A 16719-nucleotide genomic window follows, 5' to 3' on the forward strand; every position below is an offset into this window, starting at 1 on the left:
TTAACGGCTCAGACCGAACGTCTCGCGAGGCGGACCTCACTTCCCGTGCGGGAAGGCGGGTCCGCCTTTCGCGTGTTAAAGCAGAGACATATACGTACGTTTTCGCAGTGCTGGAGGCACCTACCATGACCACCTTCGTGGACCGCGTCGAGCTGCACGTCGCCGCGGGTAGCGGAGGCCACGGCTGTGCCTCCGTCCACCGTGAGAAGTTCAAGCCGCTCGGCGGGCCCGACGGCGGCAACGGCGGGCGTGGTGGTGACGTCATCCTCACCGTCGACCAGTCGATCACCACGCTGCTCGAGTACCACCACTCCCCGCACCGCAAGGCCACCAACGGCAAGCCCGGCGAGGGCGGCAACCGGTCGGGCAAGGACGGGCAGGACCTGGTGCTGCCGGTGCCGGACGGCACGGTGGTGCTGGACAAGGCGGGCAACGTCCTCGCCGACCTGATCGGGCACGGCACGTCGTACGTCGCCGCGCAGGGCGGCCGGGGCGGTCTCGGCAACGCCGCGCTGGCCTCGGCCCGGCGCAAGGCGCCCGGATTCGCGCTGCTCGGCGAGCCCGGGGACCTCCAGGACATCGTCCTGGAGCTGAAGACGGTCGCCGACGTGGCCCTGGTGGGGTACCCGAGCGCCGGCAAGTCCTCGCTGATCTCCGTGCTGAGCGCCGCCAAGCCGAAGATCGCGGACTACCCCTTCACGACCCTGGTGCCCAACCTCGGTGTGGTGACGGCCGGTTCGACCGTGTACACCATCGCCGACGTTCCGGGGCTCATCCCGGGCGCCAGCCAGGGCAAGGGCCTGGGCCTTGAGTTCCTGCGGCACGTCGAGCGGTGCAGCGTACTGGTGCACGTCCTGGACACCGCGACGCTGGAGTCCGACCGTGACCCCGTCACCGACCTGGACATCATCGAGGCGGAGCTGCGGGAGTACGGCGGGCTCGACAACCGGCCGCGGATCGTCGTCATGAACAAGATCGACGTGCCGGACGGCAAGGACCTCGCCGAAATGGTGCGGCCGGACCTGGAGGCCCGCGGATACCGGGTCTTCGAGGTGTCGGCGGTGGCGCACATGGGTCTGAAGGAGCTGTCGTTCGCGCTGGCCGAGCTGGTGGCGGGCGCGCGGGCCGCGAAGCCGAAGGAAGAGGCGACGCGCATCGTGATCCGGCCCAAGGCCGTCGACGACGCCGGGTTCACCGTGACGCCCGAGGAGTCCGGCGGGGAGCCGCTGTTCCGGGTGCGGGGCGAGAAGCCCGAGCGCTGGGTCCGCCAGACCGACTTCAACAACGACGAGGCGGTGGGCTACCTGGCCGACCGGCTCAACCGCCTCGGTGTCGAGGAGGCGCTGATGAAGGCGGGTGCCCGTGCCGGCGACGGCGTGGCCATCGGCCCCGAGGACAACGCGGTCGTCTTCGACTGGGAGCCGACGATGATGTCCGGTGCCGAGATGCTCGGGCGCCGCGGTGAGGACCACCGCTTCGAGGCACCGCGACCCGCCGCACAGCGCAGGCGTGACAAGGACGCCGAACGGGACGAGGCGTCGCGGGAGTACGACGACTTCGAGCCGTTCTAGACAGCCGTATTCGACGACGCCGGGGTGCCGAGAGGCACCCCGGCGTCGTCGTGCCCGCCCCCGGGACTGGCCGAATCGGTGAACGACGGGAAAATTCCCGGGGTATCCGAGGGCAACCCCCCGGCAGGCCGGTGAGTCGTACTGGGCGTCGTGGATGAGGATCTTGAACCTCGTCACGCGCTCCAACCGCCTTTCCGACCGCCGGAGTTGCCGTGCCCTCGCGTTCCCGCCGCCGCACCCTCCTGTCCCGCCGCAGACGCCTGGTGCTCGCCACCGGCGTCGCAATCGTCGCCGGTGCGCTGGTGGTCCCCGCCGTCAACGCCGCCACGGAGGCGACGACCCCGGCGCCGAGCAGCAAGCGGCTGCACGACGACTTCAACGGCGACGGGTATCCCGACGTGGCGATCGGCGCGCCGGGCACCGCGCTCGGCAAGCAGACGAAGGCCGGCGCCGTCAGCGTGCTCTACGGCTCGGCCGGCGGCCCGGCGACCTCGCGCAAGCAGGTCCTGACCTGGTCGAGCCGGGCGGGAGTCACGCCGGCGCGGACCGAGTACGGCTCCGGGCTCCAGAGCGCCGACCTGGATCGGGACGGCTACGCCGACCTGCTGTCGACCATGCGGTCGAGCCCGGTGAGCGGCTACGAGGGGCGCTTCGTCGTCGTCAACTGGAGCGGGCCCAAGGGTCTTTCGGCCGAGCCGACCATCCTTCAGGGCATCCCGGCCACCAGCCTGGGTGCCTTCGCCGTGGCCGACGTCGACGGGGACAGGAACCCCGATGTGACCATGATGGGCGACCCCTACGGCGACGACTCGGCCCAGGGCGACGGCAGCGTGCTGCGCGGTCCGTTCACCCGCGGCGGCGAATCGGCGGGCAGCAGGCGCTTCACCGTCGACCCGGACAACATGAGCTTCTTCAGGCTGATCGCGGCCGGTGACGTGACCGGCGACGGCATCGCCGACCTGGCCGTCGGCAGCACCTCCACCGAGGAGTCCGACTCCCGCGTGGTGTCGCTGCTCGTCGGCGGGCCCGACGGCTTCACCGACAAGGGCGTGCTGAAGGACGGACAGGGCCGCGTCATCGGCGGCGAGGACATCGAGATCGGCGACCTGAACAAGGACGGCTACGGCGACATCGTCGTCGGCCACTCCGCCGACAGCTACGACAGCGATGTCGAACTCCCCACCAAGGGCGGCGCGTTGATCGTCGTGTACGGCGGCCCCGGCGGTGCCTCCACCACCCGCAAGCCGGTGTGGATCAACCAGGACAGCCCCGGAGTGCCGGGCGCCGGCGAGTACCACGACGGCATGGGCTCGGGTCTGTCGATCGGCGACACCAACGGCGACGGCTACCTCGACGTGGCGACCGGGCTGCCCGGCGAGGACTTCGACGGCATCACCGACGCGGGCACCGTGCTGGTGCTGCGGGGCAGCGCGAACGGGCTGACCGCGAGCGGCTACAAGTCGTTCAGCCAGAACACCGCCGGGGTACCGGGCACCGCCGAGAAGGCGGACCGTTTCGGCGCCGAGACCGCCCTGGTCGACGGCAACGGCGACAGGAAGGACGGCCTGGTCGTCGGCGACGCGGCCGAGAACGCGGGCAACGGTTCCGCGTGGATCCTCTCCGCCACCTCCGCCGGCGTCACGGCGAGCGGCTCCTTCTCGTTCGGCTCGGCCACCATGGGCCTGCCCGCGAGCGGGGCCCTGTTCGGAGCCTCGACGGCCGACTGACGGCGGCCACATCCCCGTACGAACGCGACACAGGAGAAAGTGACATGAAGAAGCAGCGCGGCACGCTCCGCACGGGTCTCGCGGTCGTCATGGCCGTCACCGGGGCCGTTGTGCTCCCGGGATCGCAGGCGTCGGCGGGTGGCGCGCCGGCCGCCGCCGAGCGGCACGACGACTTCAACGGCGACGGCTACTCCGACCTCGCGGTGGCGGCGCCCGAGGCGACCGTCGACGGGAAGACGAAGGCCGGGTACGTCGCCGTCGTGTACGGCTCGGCGACCGGGCTGAAGACCTCGTCCAAGCAGGTCATCAGCCAGAACAGCCCCGGCGTCACCGACTCCGCCGAGACGGCCGACCTGTTCGGCAGCGCGGTGAGCACGACCGACCTCGACCAGGACGGCTACGACGACCTCCTGGTCGGCGTCACCGGTGAGGACAGCGTGGAAGGGGGCGCCGAGACCGGGCTCGTGCAGGTCGTCTGGGGCGGCCCGAACGGGCTGTCCGGCGGGGCCGCGCTGGCGTACGGGCACGACACCTACGACCGGCTCAGCGACCGGGGCAAGCTCACCGTCGGTGATGTGAACGGGGACGGGGCGCCGGACCTGGTGGCCGTCGAGAGCACGTTCAAACTCCGTGTCATCAAGGGGCCGTTCGGGCGGGACGGCTCCGCGAGCGGCGGCGAGCAGACCGTCGCCGACGACTCCGACCCCCGTTTCCTGGACCTGGCCACCGGCGATGTCGACGGCGACGGCATCGACGACGTCGTCGGCACGATGAACGACGGCGACGAGTACGACGCCCGCCGCGTCACTTACTGGCGGGGCACGGACGACGGGCTCGCAGCCGAGGGCGTCGTGCTCCGGGACAGCAGGGACTGGCGGGTGCAGGGCGGCGAGTCCGTCGGCGTCGGCGACGTGAACCGGGACGGCTACGCGGACATCGTCGTGGGCCGTCCGGTCGACGGCTACGACAGCGACCTCGACACCCCGATCCCCAAGGGCGGCCGGGTCGCCTTCATCCCCGGCTCCGCGAACGGGCCCGTCGGCACGAAGGCGAAGTACGTCAACCAGGACACCGCCGGGGTCCCGGGCGCCGCGGAGCGCGGCGACGGCTTCGGCACCGACATCTCGGTCGCCGACGTCGACGGCGACGGGTACGCCGACGTCGCGACGGGCGTGCCGGGCGAGGACTTCGACGGCCAGAGCGACGCCGGCGGCACCGTCGTCCTGCGCGGCGGCCCGAACGGCCTGACCGGCACCGGCGCCAAGGGCGTCAACCAGAACACCGACGGTGTGCCGGGCGCGGCGGAGACCAAGGACGTCTTCGGCACCGCCACCCGTCTCGTCGACGGCAACGGCGACGGCCGTGCCGAACTCGCCGTCGGCGCACCGGGGGAGAACGCCGACGCCGGCTCGGTGTGGGTGTTCAGGTCGACCTCGACCGGGATCACCCCGACCGGCTCGTTCACCTTCGGGGCCGGGACCCTCGGCACGGTGGCGGCGAAGGCCAGGCTCGGAGTCGGGTTCACCTACTGATCCACCGACAGACCCGTCGTGGCCGGGGCACGTTCGTGCACTCCTGCGACGGGTCTTCTGTTGTCTCCCTGTTTGTCATGCACGCGAAGTATGCCGTTCAACGGGCGGACCGCCCTGAAGCATGAGCATCCGAAGTGTCCAAGAGGCCAGCGAGGCAAGGGAGTTCGCCGATGACCGGAGAGACCGGACCCGTGTCGACCGACAGACGCCGTTTCCTGACCGCCGGGGCCGCCGTGCTCGGCGCCGCGGCCTCTGCCCAGCTGTGGCTGCCGACCGCCGCCCGGGCCGCCGAAACCCCGCTGCCCGACGGCGTGTTCAGCCTCGGCGTGGCGTCCGGCGACCCGCTGCCCGACGGCATCGTGCTGTGGACGCGGCTCGCCCCCGACCCGTTCAACGGCGGCGGCATGCCCGACTCGGTCGTCTCCGTCGAGTGGGAGCTCGCCGAGGACGAGCGGTTCCGCAAGCCGGTGCGCCGCGGCGTAGCCCAGGCCCGGCCCGAGCTGGGGCACAGCGTTCACGTCGATGTACGGCGGCTGCGTCCGGGCCGCACCTACTGGTACCGCTTCCGCGCCGGCGGCCAGCTCTCGCCCACCGGCCGCACCCGCACCGCGCCCCACCCGCACAGCTCCGGCGGCCGGCTGCGCATGGCCCTCGCGTCCTGCCAGAACTGGCAGCACGGCTACTTCACGCCGTACGCCGACATGCTGGACCAGGACCCCGACTTCGTGCTGTTCGTCGGCGACTACATCTACGAGTCCACGCCGTCCTCGACGGGCGTGCGCCGTCACGAGGGCACGGGCGAGCCGTACAGCCTGGTGCAGTACCGCAACCGGTACGCCCAGTACCGCACCGACCCCGACCTCGCGGCGATGCACGCGAACGCGCCCTTCGTGGTCACCTTCGACGACCACGAGATCGACAACGACTTCGCCGGCGAGATCCCGCAGGACCCGGACAAGCAGACGCACGACGCCTTCGTGGCCCGTCTGACGGCCGGCTACCAGGCGTACTACGAGCACATGCCGGTCCGGGCGAGCGCCGTCCCGAACGGCCCGCACATCCAGATGTACCGCCGTCTGGAGTTCGGCAGGCTGGCCCGGCTCAGCGTGCTGGACACCCGGCAGTACCGCAGCGACCAGGTCACCAGCCAGGAGGCGGCCCAGGACCCCTCGCTCACCATGCTGGGCGCCGAGCAGAAGGAGTGGCTGGTCGACGGGCTGCGGCACTCGCCGGCCCGCTGGAACATGATCGGCTCGCAGATCATGATGGCCGAGACCGACCTCCAGGTCGGCCCGGGCAAGCTCTGGTACTACGACGCCTGGGACGGCTACCAGGTCGAGCGCAACGCCCTGATGGAGGAGCTGAAGCACGTCCGCAACCCGGTCGTGTTCACCGGCGACCGCCATCTGACGATGATCAGCGACCTCAAGGAGGACTACGCCGACCCGGACTCCGCCGTCGTCGGCGCCGAGTTCGTCGGTACGTCCATCTCCAGCAACGGCGACCAGGACCAGGCCGCGTTCCACCGCGAGTGGGACCCCCGCGTGCCCGACAACCCGCACTGGAAGCTCCTCGACGCCCACCGCGGCTACCACCTCTTCGACATCCGCCGCGACGGCATCGACGCACAGGTCAGGGTCGTGGACACGGTCCGCGCGCAGACGGCGACGCCGAGCACCCTGGCGCAGCTGCGGGTGGAGGCGGGCCGGCCCGGCGTCGAGGTCGTGTAACCGCCGGAACGGGCTGGTGGGAGACCTGGGACTCATCCGTGTCCCAGGTCACTCTCAGCGCGGTCTCAGGAACCTCTCTTACCGTCCTCTGACCATGGAGACGGACTGTACGAGAGATGAACTCCGGGCCGACGGCGCCGCGATCGCCCCGCTGCCCACCGGGACCCGGCTGCTGCACATCGGCCCGCACAAGACCGGCACCACCTCGATCCAGGGCGCGCTGTTCGCGGCGAAGGACGAGCTGGCCCGGCACGGCGTCGACTGGCCGGCCGCCACCCGGCACCCCATGGAGGCCGTCCTGGCCGCCTGCGCCCGCACCGGCATGCTGGGCGACACCGCGCCCACCGAGCGGCACTGGCAGCAGCTGCTGGCGCAGGTCCGGGCCACGGGCCGGCGCACCTCGGTGCTGAGCAGCGAGTTCTTCGCCGACGCTCCCGACGACGAGACCGTCGCGCGGGTCGTCGAGCAGCTCGGCGGCGACCGCGTGCACGTCCTCGTCACCCTGCGCCCGCTCGCCCGGATCATGCCCTCGCAGTGGCAGCAGTACGTGCAGAACGGCCTGCGCATGGGCTACGACGACTGGCTTGCGCACATGCTCAGGAAGCCGCCGTACGAGAAGCCCAACCCCAGTTTCTGGCGCCGGCACCGGCACGACCGGCTCGTCGAGCGCTGGGCGCGGGTGGCAGGTGCCGAGCGGGTCACCGTGGTCGTGGTGGACGACCGGGACCGGGAGGGGCTGACGCGCACATTCGAGACGCTGCTCGGACTCCCGAAAGGTCTGTTGCGTCCCGTTCCGGACGCGGCGAATCGCTCACTCACCCTCGCCGAGACCGAAATGCTGCGGAATCTTAATAAGGAATTCCGCGCCAATGAACTGCCCGCGGAGCTGTATTCACAGCTCGTCCGGAACGGCGCGGTGATGCATATGAAGAACACGTGCACCCCCGGTCCCGGCGATGTGAAGATCTGCACCCCGCGATGGGCCGTGGAGGCCGCCGCCGAGATCGGCGCCCGGATGGCGGAGCGCATCGGCGGGACGGGGGTGCGGGTCCTCGGTGACCTGCGGTTGCTGTCCGTGGTGGACGAGACGGGGACCGCCGTCGCCGCCGCGCCGCGCATCGCTCCCGAGGCCGCCGCGCAGGCGTTGTACGGAGCCCTCGCGGCGGCCGCCGCCGCGCCCGTTCGGCACACCGCGGCCGCCAAGTCGCGCACCGTCCACCAGACGTCTTCGGGAGAACTCGTGCGGGTACTCGGGCACCGCTGCCTCAAGAGGCTGCGGCTTCGCTGAGCCTGTGCGGTTACTCACAGCAATTTCCCGGAACTTCCGGAGGGCCTCTCGCCATCGACCATGCGTACAAGGTGAATGCCAGGTTGCGCGCACATATGCGGCCGGGGACGCTCACCTTGCACAGCGGTAACCACAAGTGGGACCATTTCCAAGTTCCCAGTCGCCACAAGGTAGGTCACCTGTGTCCCAGCACATAGCCAAGCCCCGTACCACCGCAGTGATCCTGGCCGGTGGCACCGGTCAGCGGGTGGGTCTGTCGATCCCCAAGCAGCTGCTGAAGATCGCCGGCAAGGCAGTCATCGAGCACACCCTGGCCACCTTCGAGAAGGCCGACTCGATCGACGACATCATCGTGCTGATGGCGCCCGGTTACGTGCCGGACATCGAGAAGATCGTCGCCAAGGCCGGGTTCACCAAGGTCAAGAAGGTCATCGAAGGCGGCTCGACGCGAAACGAGACCACCGAGCGCGCCATCGACGCCCTCGGTGAGGGCCTGGCCGAGGGCGAGGACCTCAACGTCCTGTTCCACGACGCCGTACGCCCGCTGCTGTCACAGCGTGTGATCGACGACTGTGTCGTGGCGCTGGAGCGCTTCCAGGCCGTCGACGTCGCCATCCCGTCCGCGGACACCATCATCGTCACGCGCACGCACGGCGAGGACGGCGAGTTCATCACCGAGATCCCGGACCGCTCCCGGCTGCGCCGCGGCCAGACGCCGCAGGCCTTCAAGCTGTCCACCATCAAGCGGGCCTACGAGGTCGCCGCCGGTGACCCCAACTTCCAGGCCACGGACGACTGCTCCGTCGTGCTCAAGTACCTGCCGGACGTGCCGATCCACGTCGTCGCGGGCGACGAGTACAACATGAAGGTCACTCAGCCGGTCGACGTCTTCATCGCCGACAAGCTCTTCCAGCTGGCCTCCACCGCCGCGCCCGAGCAGGTGAGCGAGGAGGCCTACCGCGAGCTGCTCACCGGCAAGACCGTCGTCGTCTTCGGCGGCAGCTACGGCATCGGCAAGGACATCGCCGAACTGGCCGAGTCCTACGGCTCGAAGGTGTACGCGCTGGGCCGCTCCACCACCGGCACGCACGTGGAGAACCCGGAGGAGGTCGACGACGCGCTGTCCAAGGCGTACGCGGAGACCGGCCGGATCGACTACGTCGTCAACACCGCCGGTGTGCTGCGCATCGGCAAGCTGGCCGAGACCGACAACGCCACCATCGAGGAGGCGCTGAAGGTCAACTACCTGGCCCCGGTGCAGATCGCGCGCTCCTCGTACAAGTACCTGTCCGAGACCAAGGGCCAGCTGCTGCTGTACACCTCCAGCAGCTACACCCGCGGTCGCGCCGAGTACAGCCTCTACTCCTCGACCAAGGCCGCCATGGTGAACCTCACCCAGGCCCTGTCCGACGAGTGGGCCGGTGACGGCATTCGGGTGAACTGCATCAACCCGGAGCGCACCGCCACGCCGATGCGCACCAAGGCCTTCGGCCAGGAGCCCTCGGGCAGCCTGCTCTCCTCCGAGGCGGTCGCCCGGACCTCCCTCGACGTGCTGCTCTCCGAGCTCACCGGCCATGTCATCGACGTCCGCCAGCAGGACCCGACGGCCGCCGCCGGCCAGGCCTCCGGCTTCGAGCAGGCGCTGGCGAGCGTCCTCGACCGGCAGGACGGCATGGCATAATCAAGATTTAATAGCCTTATGGAATTCAGGCCTCTGGGAATCTTCGTTCACGAAGAATTCACAGGGGCCTGAGTCCTTCCCCCTTCAGACCGGCCCCTCTCCTGAGCAGGTTCCTACGTGATATCCACTGCTATTCGCGTCGCCCGGGTGGGCAGCGCGGCCGAGCTGGCCGCGGCGGCCCTCATGGTGCTGGGATTCCCGGCGCTCATGCTGGCCGCGCTCGTCCCGAGCATTCCCGCCTTCGCGGCGGCGGCCGCCGTGACGTACCTGGCGGACCACTATCTGCACCGCAAGGGCAGCTACCTGGTCAACCGCCTGAGCAAGGTCCGGGCCGGTCTGTCGATCCGCTTCCTGATCCGGCAGCTGCTGCTGATCCTGCTGCTGGCCCGGCTCGGCCTCGCGGACGACCTGATCTACTACGGCGCGATCGCCTGCTTCATCGCCTTCTACGGTCTCCAGGCCCCGCACGGCGCGCTGGTCACCCTGATCCGCAACCGCCGCCGGATGCCGGTCGCCACCCGCAACATCGACCTGGCCTCGCGCATCCGCATCCCGGACGCCCCGCCGCGCGTGCTGCTGCACCGCTCCGCCGAGAAGATGCTGCACCTCGACCTCGCGGCCGTCGCCGGCATCCTCGTCTCGGCGTCCCTGGAGTCCGCCGTCGCCGGTTTCATCGGCATCGGCGTCACCGTGGGCCTGGGCCTGCTGTACGTGCTGGGGCTCGTGCCGTACGTGCGCGGCGCGAAGATCCCGCCGAACGCCGAGAAGGTCCTGGCCGCCGTCGACGACTGGCTGGCCGAGTACGGGCCCGAGACGGTGCTGTACTTCTCCGGCTCCAAGGACTCCGTCTACCAGGTCAACATGTGGCTGGAGACCATGGAGCAGCTGGACTCCAAGCCGCTGATCATCCTGCGTGAGCGGGCCATCCTGAACAACCTGGCGCCCACCACGGTCCCCGTGATCTGCGTGCCCGGCGGCGTCCACCTGATGAACCTGGACCTGACGAACGTACGCGTCGCCCTGTACGCCGCGAACGTCGGCAAGAACATCCACCTGCTGCGCGTGCCCACCATGAAGCACGTCTTCATCGGCCACGGCGACAGCGACAAGCTGGCCAGCGTCAACCCGTACAGCAAGGTCTACGACGAGGTGTGGACCGCCGGCCGCGCGGGTCGGGACCGCTACGCCATAGCGGACGTCGGTGTCCGCGACGACGACATCGTCGAGGTCGGCCGCCCGCAGCTGGCGCCGATCCAGGGCTGGAGCGGGGTCCCCGAGGGCCGGATCCCGACCGTCCTGTACGCCCCGACCTGGGAGGGCTGGGACGGCAACCCGGGCAACACCTCGATCGTGCTGGCCGGCGAGAACATCGTCGAGCGGCTGGTGAAGGCCGACCCGCCGGTCCGCGTCCTGTACAAGCCGCACCCGTTCACGGGCACCGTCAGCAAGGAGGCCGGCGCCGCGCACCGCCGGATCACCGCCCTGGTCGAGGAGGCCGCCGCGGAGCGCGCCACCGACGGGCGCTTCACCGCCGACGCCGCCGCGCGCGCCGCCGCCAAGGCCGAGCTCGCCCGGATCGAGACCCGCCTCGCCGAGCTGTCCGGCAAGTCGGGCGGGAACGGCAAGGGCGACGAGGCCGAGGCCACCCGTGACGGCGTGGTCGACCCGGCCGTGCACGAGGAGGTCGCCCGGCTGCGCGGCGAATGGAACACCGCGTACTGGCGTTCCTTCGGCAGCCACGAGCACCGCGTCATCACGGGCGCCGAGCCGCGTCTGTACGACTGCTTCAACGTCTCCGACGCGATGGTCTCCGACATCTCCAGCGTGGTGTCCGACTTCATCGCCAGCGGCAAGCCGTACGCCGTCACCGACTCGGCCGAGCTGGGCGTGGAGGAGTTCAAGCGGCAGAACACGGCCGTGCGTGCCGCAGTGATCCTGTCCAACGGCGCCACCGAGCTGGGCGGCCTGCTGGACGCCGTACGCGACCCGGCGGGCGACCCGCTGGCCGAGGACCGCGGTGACCTCAAGCGGTACCTGCTGGGCCCGGACGAGCCGACGTCCATCGAGCAGTTCAACACCGCCGTGGCGGACCTCGCGCTCAAGGCCGACACCCGCAACGCCGGCCAGGAGGTGCCGGCGACCGGAGCCGACGCGGACCCCGAGCCCGAGCCCGACCCCGAGCCGGCGACCGTGCCGGCGCACGGGCTGACGGCGGCCGGGGACGACCTGGCCGGCTGACCCGCGGAACCCACGAACGGCGCGGCCCCCGAGGAGTGATCCTCGGGGGCCGCGCCGTTTCACGTGGGCCTCTTACGTTTCCCGAATAGCTTGAGGCCATGTCAGTTTGCGATGTGATCTGGACCACCAAATCACAGGCCTGAGGCAACCGCTTGCAACGTCCAGCCGTCTATCAGGTAGCGAATGAGGCGATACGGGGGAAATATCCTGTTGACAAGGGGGAAACGTGACGCAGCCTGATGTGACTGTGATCATCGGGGCGTACGAAGCGATGCCGTACCTCGTCGAGTGCCTGGCTTCGGTCGAGGCACAGACCATCGACCCGGGACGCATCGAGGTGATCGCCGTCGACGACGGTTCGACGGACGGCACGGGGGAGTGCCTGGAGGAGTTCGCGGGCCGGGTGCCCATGCAGGTGACCGTCATCCGGCAGGACAACTCCGGCGGGCCCAGCGGCCCGCGCAACGTCGGACTGGGCAAGGCGACCGGGCGGTACGTCTTCTTCCTGGACGCCGACGACCGGCTGGGCCCCGAGGCCCTGGAGCGCATGGTCGCGATGGCCGACCGGAACGCCACGGACGTGGTCATCGGCCGCATCGAGGGCGTCAACCGCAGCGCGCCCAAGTCGATGTGGGGCAGGACGCTCGACCGCACCGACGTCTTCTCCTCCAACATCAGGTTCACGCTGAGCGCGCAGAAGCTGTTCCGCCGGGACCTGCTGACCCGGCACAACATGCGCTTCGACGAGTCCCTGTGGACCGGCGAGGACGCGCTGTTCACGATGGAGGCGTACCTGCGGGCGGACGGCGTCTCCGTGGTCGCCGACTACACCTGCTACTACCTGGTGGGCCGCGACGACGGCAAGCACGTGACGAAGAGCGGCGGCTACACCCTGCGCTTCGACTCCGCGCGCGCCCTGATGAACCTGATAGCCGAGCACATACCCGCGGGTGACCGCCGCGACCTGCTCATGACGCGCCCGTTACTCATCACCCTGCTGCCGCAGTTCGGGCCCAAGTACGCCAAGGACAGCGAGAAGGTCCGCCGGCACAAGCTGGAACTCGCCAAGCCCCTCATGGACGCCTTCTGGACGCCCGGCATCGCCCGCCGCATGAAGGTCGACGAACGGCTGCGACTGCACCTGGTCGCCGAGCAGCGCCCCGAACTCCTGCTGCCCGTCGTGGAGTTCGTCAAGGCCAAGAAGCAGCCGGCGGCCCTCCTGGAGAAGAAGGGCCGCCGTGTCTATCTCGCCTACCCGCACTTCCGGGACGCGGCCGCGGGCATTCCCGACTCGGTGTACCTCGCCGAACCGCGCCAGGCCCGCGCCTACCCCGGCTACCGGGAGGGCGGCGCGGACTCCTTCGTGCGGCGGGCGGTGCGCAAGGCGCGCCGGGTGCTGAGGTCCTCCGGCGGGGCTACGCCGGGTGGGCGGGCTGCGGCGGCGTAGCCGACCGCTGGTCGGGGATCTCGGTGGCGATCTCCGCCGCCATCCGCTCCGCCATCCGCGCCCGGTGCTCCCGGGCCGCCGAACCCAGCGCCCGTACGGCCTCGTTGAAGCGCTCCTGCGACGTCGGCTCGTCCGGCCCCAGCAGATGGCGCTTCAACTCGGCCCGCGCCTCGACGAGTTCGTCCTTCTCGGGGTGCCGCACCGTTTCGAGCAGGTCCGGCACCCCGGCCGCGTCCGGCGCCAGCACGGTCGCCGCGCGCACCGTCGGGAAGGCCTTGCGGAACACGTCCTCCGAGAGCCCGCTGGTGTTCGCCACGGCGTACGGCTTCCCGCTCGCCAGGAAATCGCTGACGACGCTCGACACATCGCTGATCAGCAGGTCGGCCACGTTGAAGCAGGCGTAGAGCGTGGGCCGCGCACCGATGAAGACCTGGTGCTCGCCCTCGGGCAGCGAGGCCCAGTACGCCTCCTCCCAGGCCGCCGTGGCCGCCGCCACCGCCTGGGCCCGCCCGGGCTCCGGCGCCGACTGGAGCAGCATCCGCTCCAGCTGGTCGGCGTTCGCCCGCACCGCGGTCGTGGTCAGCCGGTCCAGCTCCTTGGTCCGCAGGTCGAGCTCCGCGGTGTCGCCGGGCCGCTCACCGGCCCGCTCCCGGACCGCCGCCCGGATCAGCTCACGGATCCGCAGATCGGCCGCCCCGGCCCGCGGGTCGACCGACCCCGTCAGCGGATGCGGCTTGTACAGCAGCCGCACGCCCGGGTCCGCGAGCAGCGCCCGCACGAGGTTCTCGCCGGCCTCGATCACCGACGTGTTGCCCGGGTTGCCGTCCCAGCCCTCCCAGGTCGGCGCGTACAGCACCGTGGTGAGTCCACCGGCCGGCGTCTCCCCCTGCGGCCGTACGGCGTCCAGCTGCGGACGGCCGATCTCCACCACGTCCTTGTCCTCGACGCCGACCTCGGCCAGTGCGTACCGCTCCCGCGCCGCGGGACCGGCCACCCACACCTCGTCGTACGCCTTCGCGTACGGGTTGCAGGACGACAGCTTGTCGCTCTCCCCGTGGTTGACGAAGGTGTGCTTGAGCGTGGGGATGCGCAGGACCTGGGAGGTCTTGCCGGAGTTCGAGGGGTGGATGAGGACCTCCAGCGAGGACTCCTCCAGACGCATCAGCGTGGACACCTTCGGCAGACACAGGATCGGCACGTCGGTGGGGCCGATCTTCGCCACCATGAACCGCTCACGCAGCACGATCAGCGGACGGCCGTCCAGCTGTGCGAGCGGTTCCAGCCACATGTTCGCCTGGTACGCCGAGGAGACGCCGCCGGAGAAGTACAGGCCCGCCGTCGGCCGGTACTCCGCCAGCCAGGCGTCCAGCCACTGAAGGGTCTCGTTCTCGCCCGCCGGGCGGCGGCTCGGCAGCAGCCGTACGAGAAGGTCGTACAGGCCCACCAGGCCGAGCCCCAGGGACAGCGCGATGCCGAGGGCGGCGCAGCGCGGGTCGTCCGTGGCGGCCGTGGCCAGCAGGCCCGCGGTGGCCGGGAGGCCGAAGACCAGCAGCCGGTCGCCGGGGCGGCGCAGCAGGGCCGGCGGGGCGGTGGAAAGGCGCAGGGCGGAGGCGTCGATGTTGCGGGTGACCACCGGCAGGGTCCGGGTGCGGCGCACCAGCACCGAGACCGCCTGGATCGCGCAGTGCAGGGCGTAGAAGGCGAGCAGGCCCCCGACCAGCGGTGTGTACACCGACTCCCGGTCCTGCTCGCCGAGCCGCAGCAGGGCGACGACCAGCAGCAGGTCCCGCAGCACGTGCCGCACGGTGATGTCCGCGTGCGACTTGGCGAAGACCGAGAGCATGCCGCGTTGCCAGCGGTACATCACGCCCTCGACGGCCAGGGACACGACCGTCGAGGCGAGCAGCAGCGGGACGTGCGGCTGCAGCGCGGCCAAGGCTTGGCCGCAGAAGGCTGCGACCAGGAGCGCCGCGACCAGGGCTCTGGCCGGGACGCTGGACAAGGGTGTGGGCAACTGCGGTCACTCCAAGGTCGGCGCGGGGAAGCCTGCGCTCCGGTTAACGCGCGGCAGCGTACAGACGACACGCACATGTCTTGAAGGCTTTGGGTGGCTGAGAATGGTCACGTTTTGGCTGTCCGGGGACTGGACCGATGCGCACCGCGCGATCCGCTTCGCGTAGATTTCGGGGAGGCAGCCGGCATCCGCGCAAGGGGGAAGAGCACAGGTGGCAGGGGCAAGGCAGGGTGTGCACGAGGCCCGCAGGGTCGTCGTCAAGGTGGGCTCCTCGTCACTGACCACCGCGTCCGGCGGCCTCGACGCGGACCGCGTCGACGCGCTGGTAGACGTCCTCGCCAAGGGCCGCAGCGGCGGGGAGCGGGAGATCGTCCTGGTCTCCTCAGGCGCCATCGCCGCCGGGCTCGCCCCGCTGGGGCTGCGCCGCCGCCCCAAGGACCTCGCCCGCCAGCAGGCCGCCGCAAGCGTCGGCCAGGGGCTGCTGGTCGCCCGCTACACCGCCTCCTTCGCGCGCTACGCCGTCCGCGTCGGCCAGGTGCTGCTGACCAGCGACGACATGAGCCGCCGCGCCCACCACCGCAACGCCTCGCGCACCCTCGACAAGCTCCTCGCGATGGGCGCGTTCCCGATCGTCAACGAGAACGACACCGTCGCCACGGACGAGATCCGCTTCGGCGACAACGACCGGCTCGCCGCCCTCGTCGCCCACCTCGTCCGCGCCGACCTGCTGGTGCTGCTCTCCGACGTGGACGGCGTCTACGACGGCGACCCGAGCAGGCCGGGGACCTCACGGATAGCGGAGGTACGCGGGCCGGAGGACCTCGCGCACGTCGAGATCGGCAGCGCGGGCAAGGCCGGCGTCGGCACCGGCGGCATGGTCACCAAGGTCGAGGCGGCCCGGATCGCGGCGGCCGCCGGCATCCCCGTCGTCCTGACCAGCGCGATCCACGCCGCCGAGGCCCTGTCGGGCGGCGACACCGGCACCTATTTCCACGCCACCGGCAAGCGCTCCGCCGACCGTCTGCTGTGGCTCCAGCACGCCTCCACGCCCCAGGGTTCGCTCACCCTGGACGACGGCGCGGTACGGGCGGTCGTGGAGCGCCGCAAGTCCCTCCTTCCGGCCGGGATCGCGGCCGTCGAGGGCGAGTTCAGCGCGGGCGACCCGGTCGAGCTGCGCGACACCTCGGGGCGTGCGGTCGCCCGCGGGCTCGTCAACTTCGACGCCAAGGAGATCCCCCAGCTGCTCGGGCGGTCCACGCGCGAGCTCGCCCGGGAGCTCGGAGCGGAGTACGAGCGGGAGGTCGTGCACCGCGACGACCTGGTGCTCCTGGAGCCGTAGGCGGCCGAAAACAGGGGGAACGCCCTGTTTCAAAGTTCGCCCTGAGGTGGACGTTCCGCAAAACCGCCCCGCGAGCCCTTGCGGCCTGCTCAACTTTGTCTACGGGACACATTCCGCACGACCACAGGGTCGGTCACTGCGAAAAGGAGGCC

General features: G+C 70.7%; 10 protein-coding genes. 9 read left to right on the forward strand and 1 reads right to left on the reverse strand.

Annotation, left to right across the window (positions count from 1 at the left end):
* The first annotated feature begins 125 nt into the window (after positions 1 to 125).
* From obgE to CP983_RS28750, 8 genes are all read left to right on the forward strand, one after another.
* The gene (obgE, locus tag CP983_RS28715; protein WP_150502697.1) at positions 126 to 1571 is read left to right on the forward strand and encodes a GTPase ObgE; all 1446 of its coding nucleotides are present in this window, start codon (positions 126 to 128) and stop codon (positions 1569 to 1571) included.
* A 212-nt stretch (positions 1572 to 1783) separates the two neighbouring features.
* Complete coding sequence (locus tag CP983_RS28720) at positions 1784 to 3298, forward strand: FG-GAP repeat domain-containing protein (protein ID WP_150502699.1); 1515 nt, start codon at positions 1784 to 1786, stop codon at positions 3296 to 3298.
* Positions 3299 to 3342: 44 nt separating this feature from the next.
* A complete protein-coding gene (locus tag CP983_RS28725) occupies positions 3343 to 4830 on the forward strand; it encodes an FG-GAP-like repeat-containing protein (RefSeq protein ID WP_150502701.1) in 1488 nt (495 codons plus the stop codon).
* Positions 4831 to 5000: 170 nt separating this feature from the next.
* Positions 5001 to 6560, forward strand: a complete 1560-nt coding sequence (locus CP983_RS28730; RefSeq protein WP_107906572.1) for an alkaline phosphatase D family protein — start codon at positions 5001 to 5003, stop codon at positions 6558 to 6560.
* 94 nt (positions 6561 to 6654) lie between these two features.
* Positions 6655 to 7848, forward strand: a complete 1194-nt coding sequence (locus CP983_RS28735) for a hypothetical protein (RefSeq protein ID WP_150502703.1) — start codon at positions 6655 to 6657, stop codon at positions 7846 to 7848.
* A gap of 181 nt (positions 7849 to 8029) precedes the next feature.
* Complete coding sequence (locus CP983_RS28740; protein ID WP_107906574.1) at positions 8030 to 9529, forward strand: bifunctional cytidylyltransferase/SDR family oxidoreductase; 1500 nt, start codon at positions 8030 to 8032, stop codon at positions 9527 to 9529.
* A gap of 117 nt (positions 9530 to 9646) precedes the next feature.
* Positions 9647 to 11767, forward strand: coding sequence for a CDP-glycerol glycerophosphotransferase family protein (locus CP983_RS28745; RefSeq protein ID WP_229914749.1), 2121 nt, complete (start codon positions 9647 to 9649; stop codon positions 11765 to 11767).
* Positions 11768 to 11993: 226 nt separating this feature from the next.
* Positions 11994 to 13214 carry a glycosyltransferase family 2 protein gene (locus CP983_RS28750; protein ID WP_373309814.1) on the forward strand — a complete coding sequence of 407 codons (1221 nt, stop codon included), beginning with the start codon at positions 11994 to 11996 and terminating at the stop codon, positions 13212 to 13214.
* Here the strand turns inward: CP983_RS28750 and CP983_RS28755 are convergent.
* Entirely contained in the window at positions 13183 to 15228 is a 2046-nt protein-coding gene (locus CP983_RS28755; protein WP_150502705.1) for a hypothetical protein, read from the reverse strand. The genes CP983_RS28750 and CP983_RS28755 overlap by 32 nt on opposite strands.
* Positions 15229 to 15439: 211 nt before the next feature.
* Here CP983_RS28755 and proB point away from each other — a divergent pair, with 211 nt between their 5' ends.
* Positions 15440 to 16567, forward strand: coding sequence for a glutamate 5-kinase (gene proB / locus CP983_RS28760; RefSeq protein ID WP_126900093.1), 1128 nt, complete (start codon positions 15440 to 15442; stop codon positions 16565 to 16567).
* Positions 16568 to 16719: the final 152 nt, after the last annotated feature.

Source organism: Streptomyces chartreusis (assembly GCF_008704715.1).
Classification (GTDB): Bacteria; Actinomycetota; Actinomycetes; order Streptomycetales; family Streptomycetaceae; genus Streptomyces; species Streptomyces chartreusis.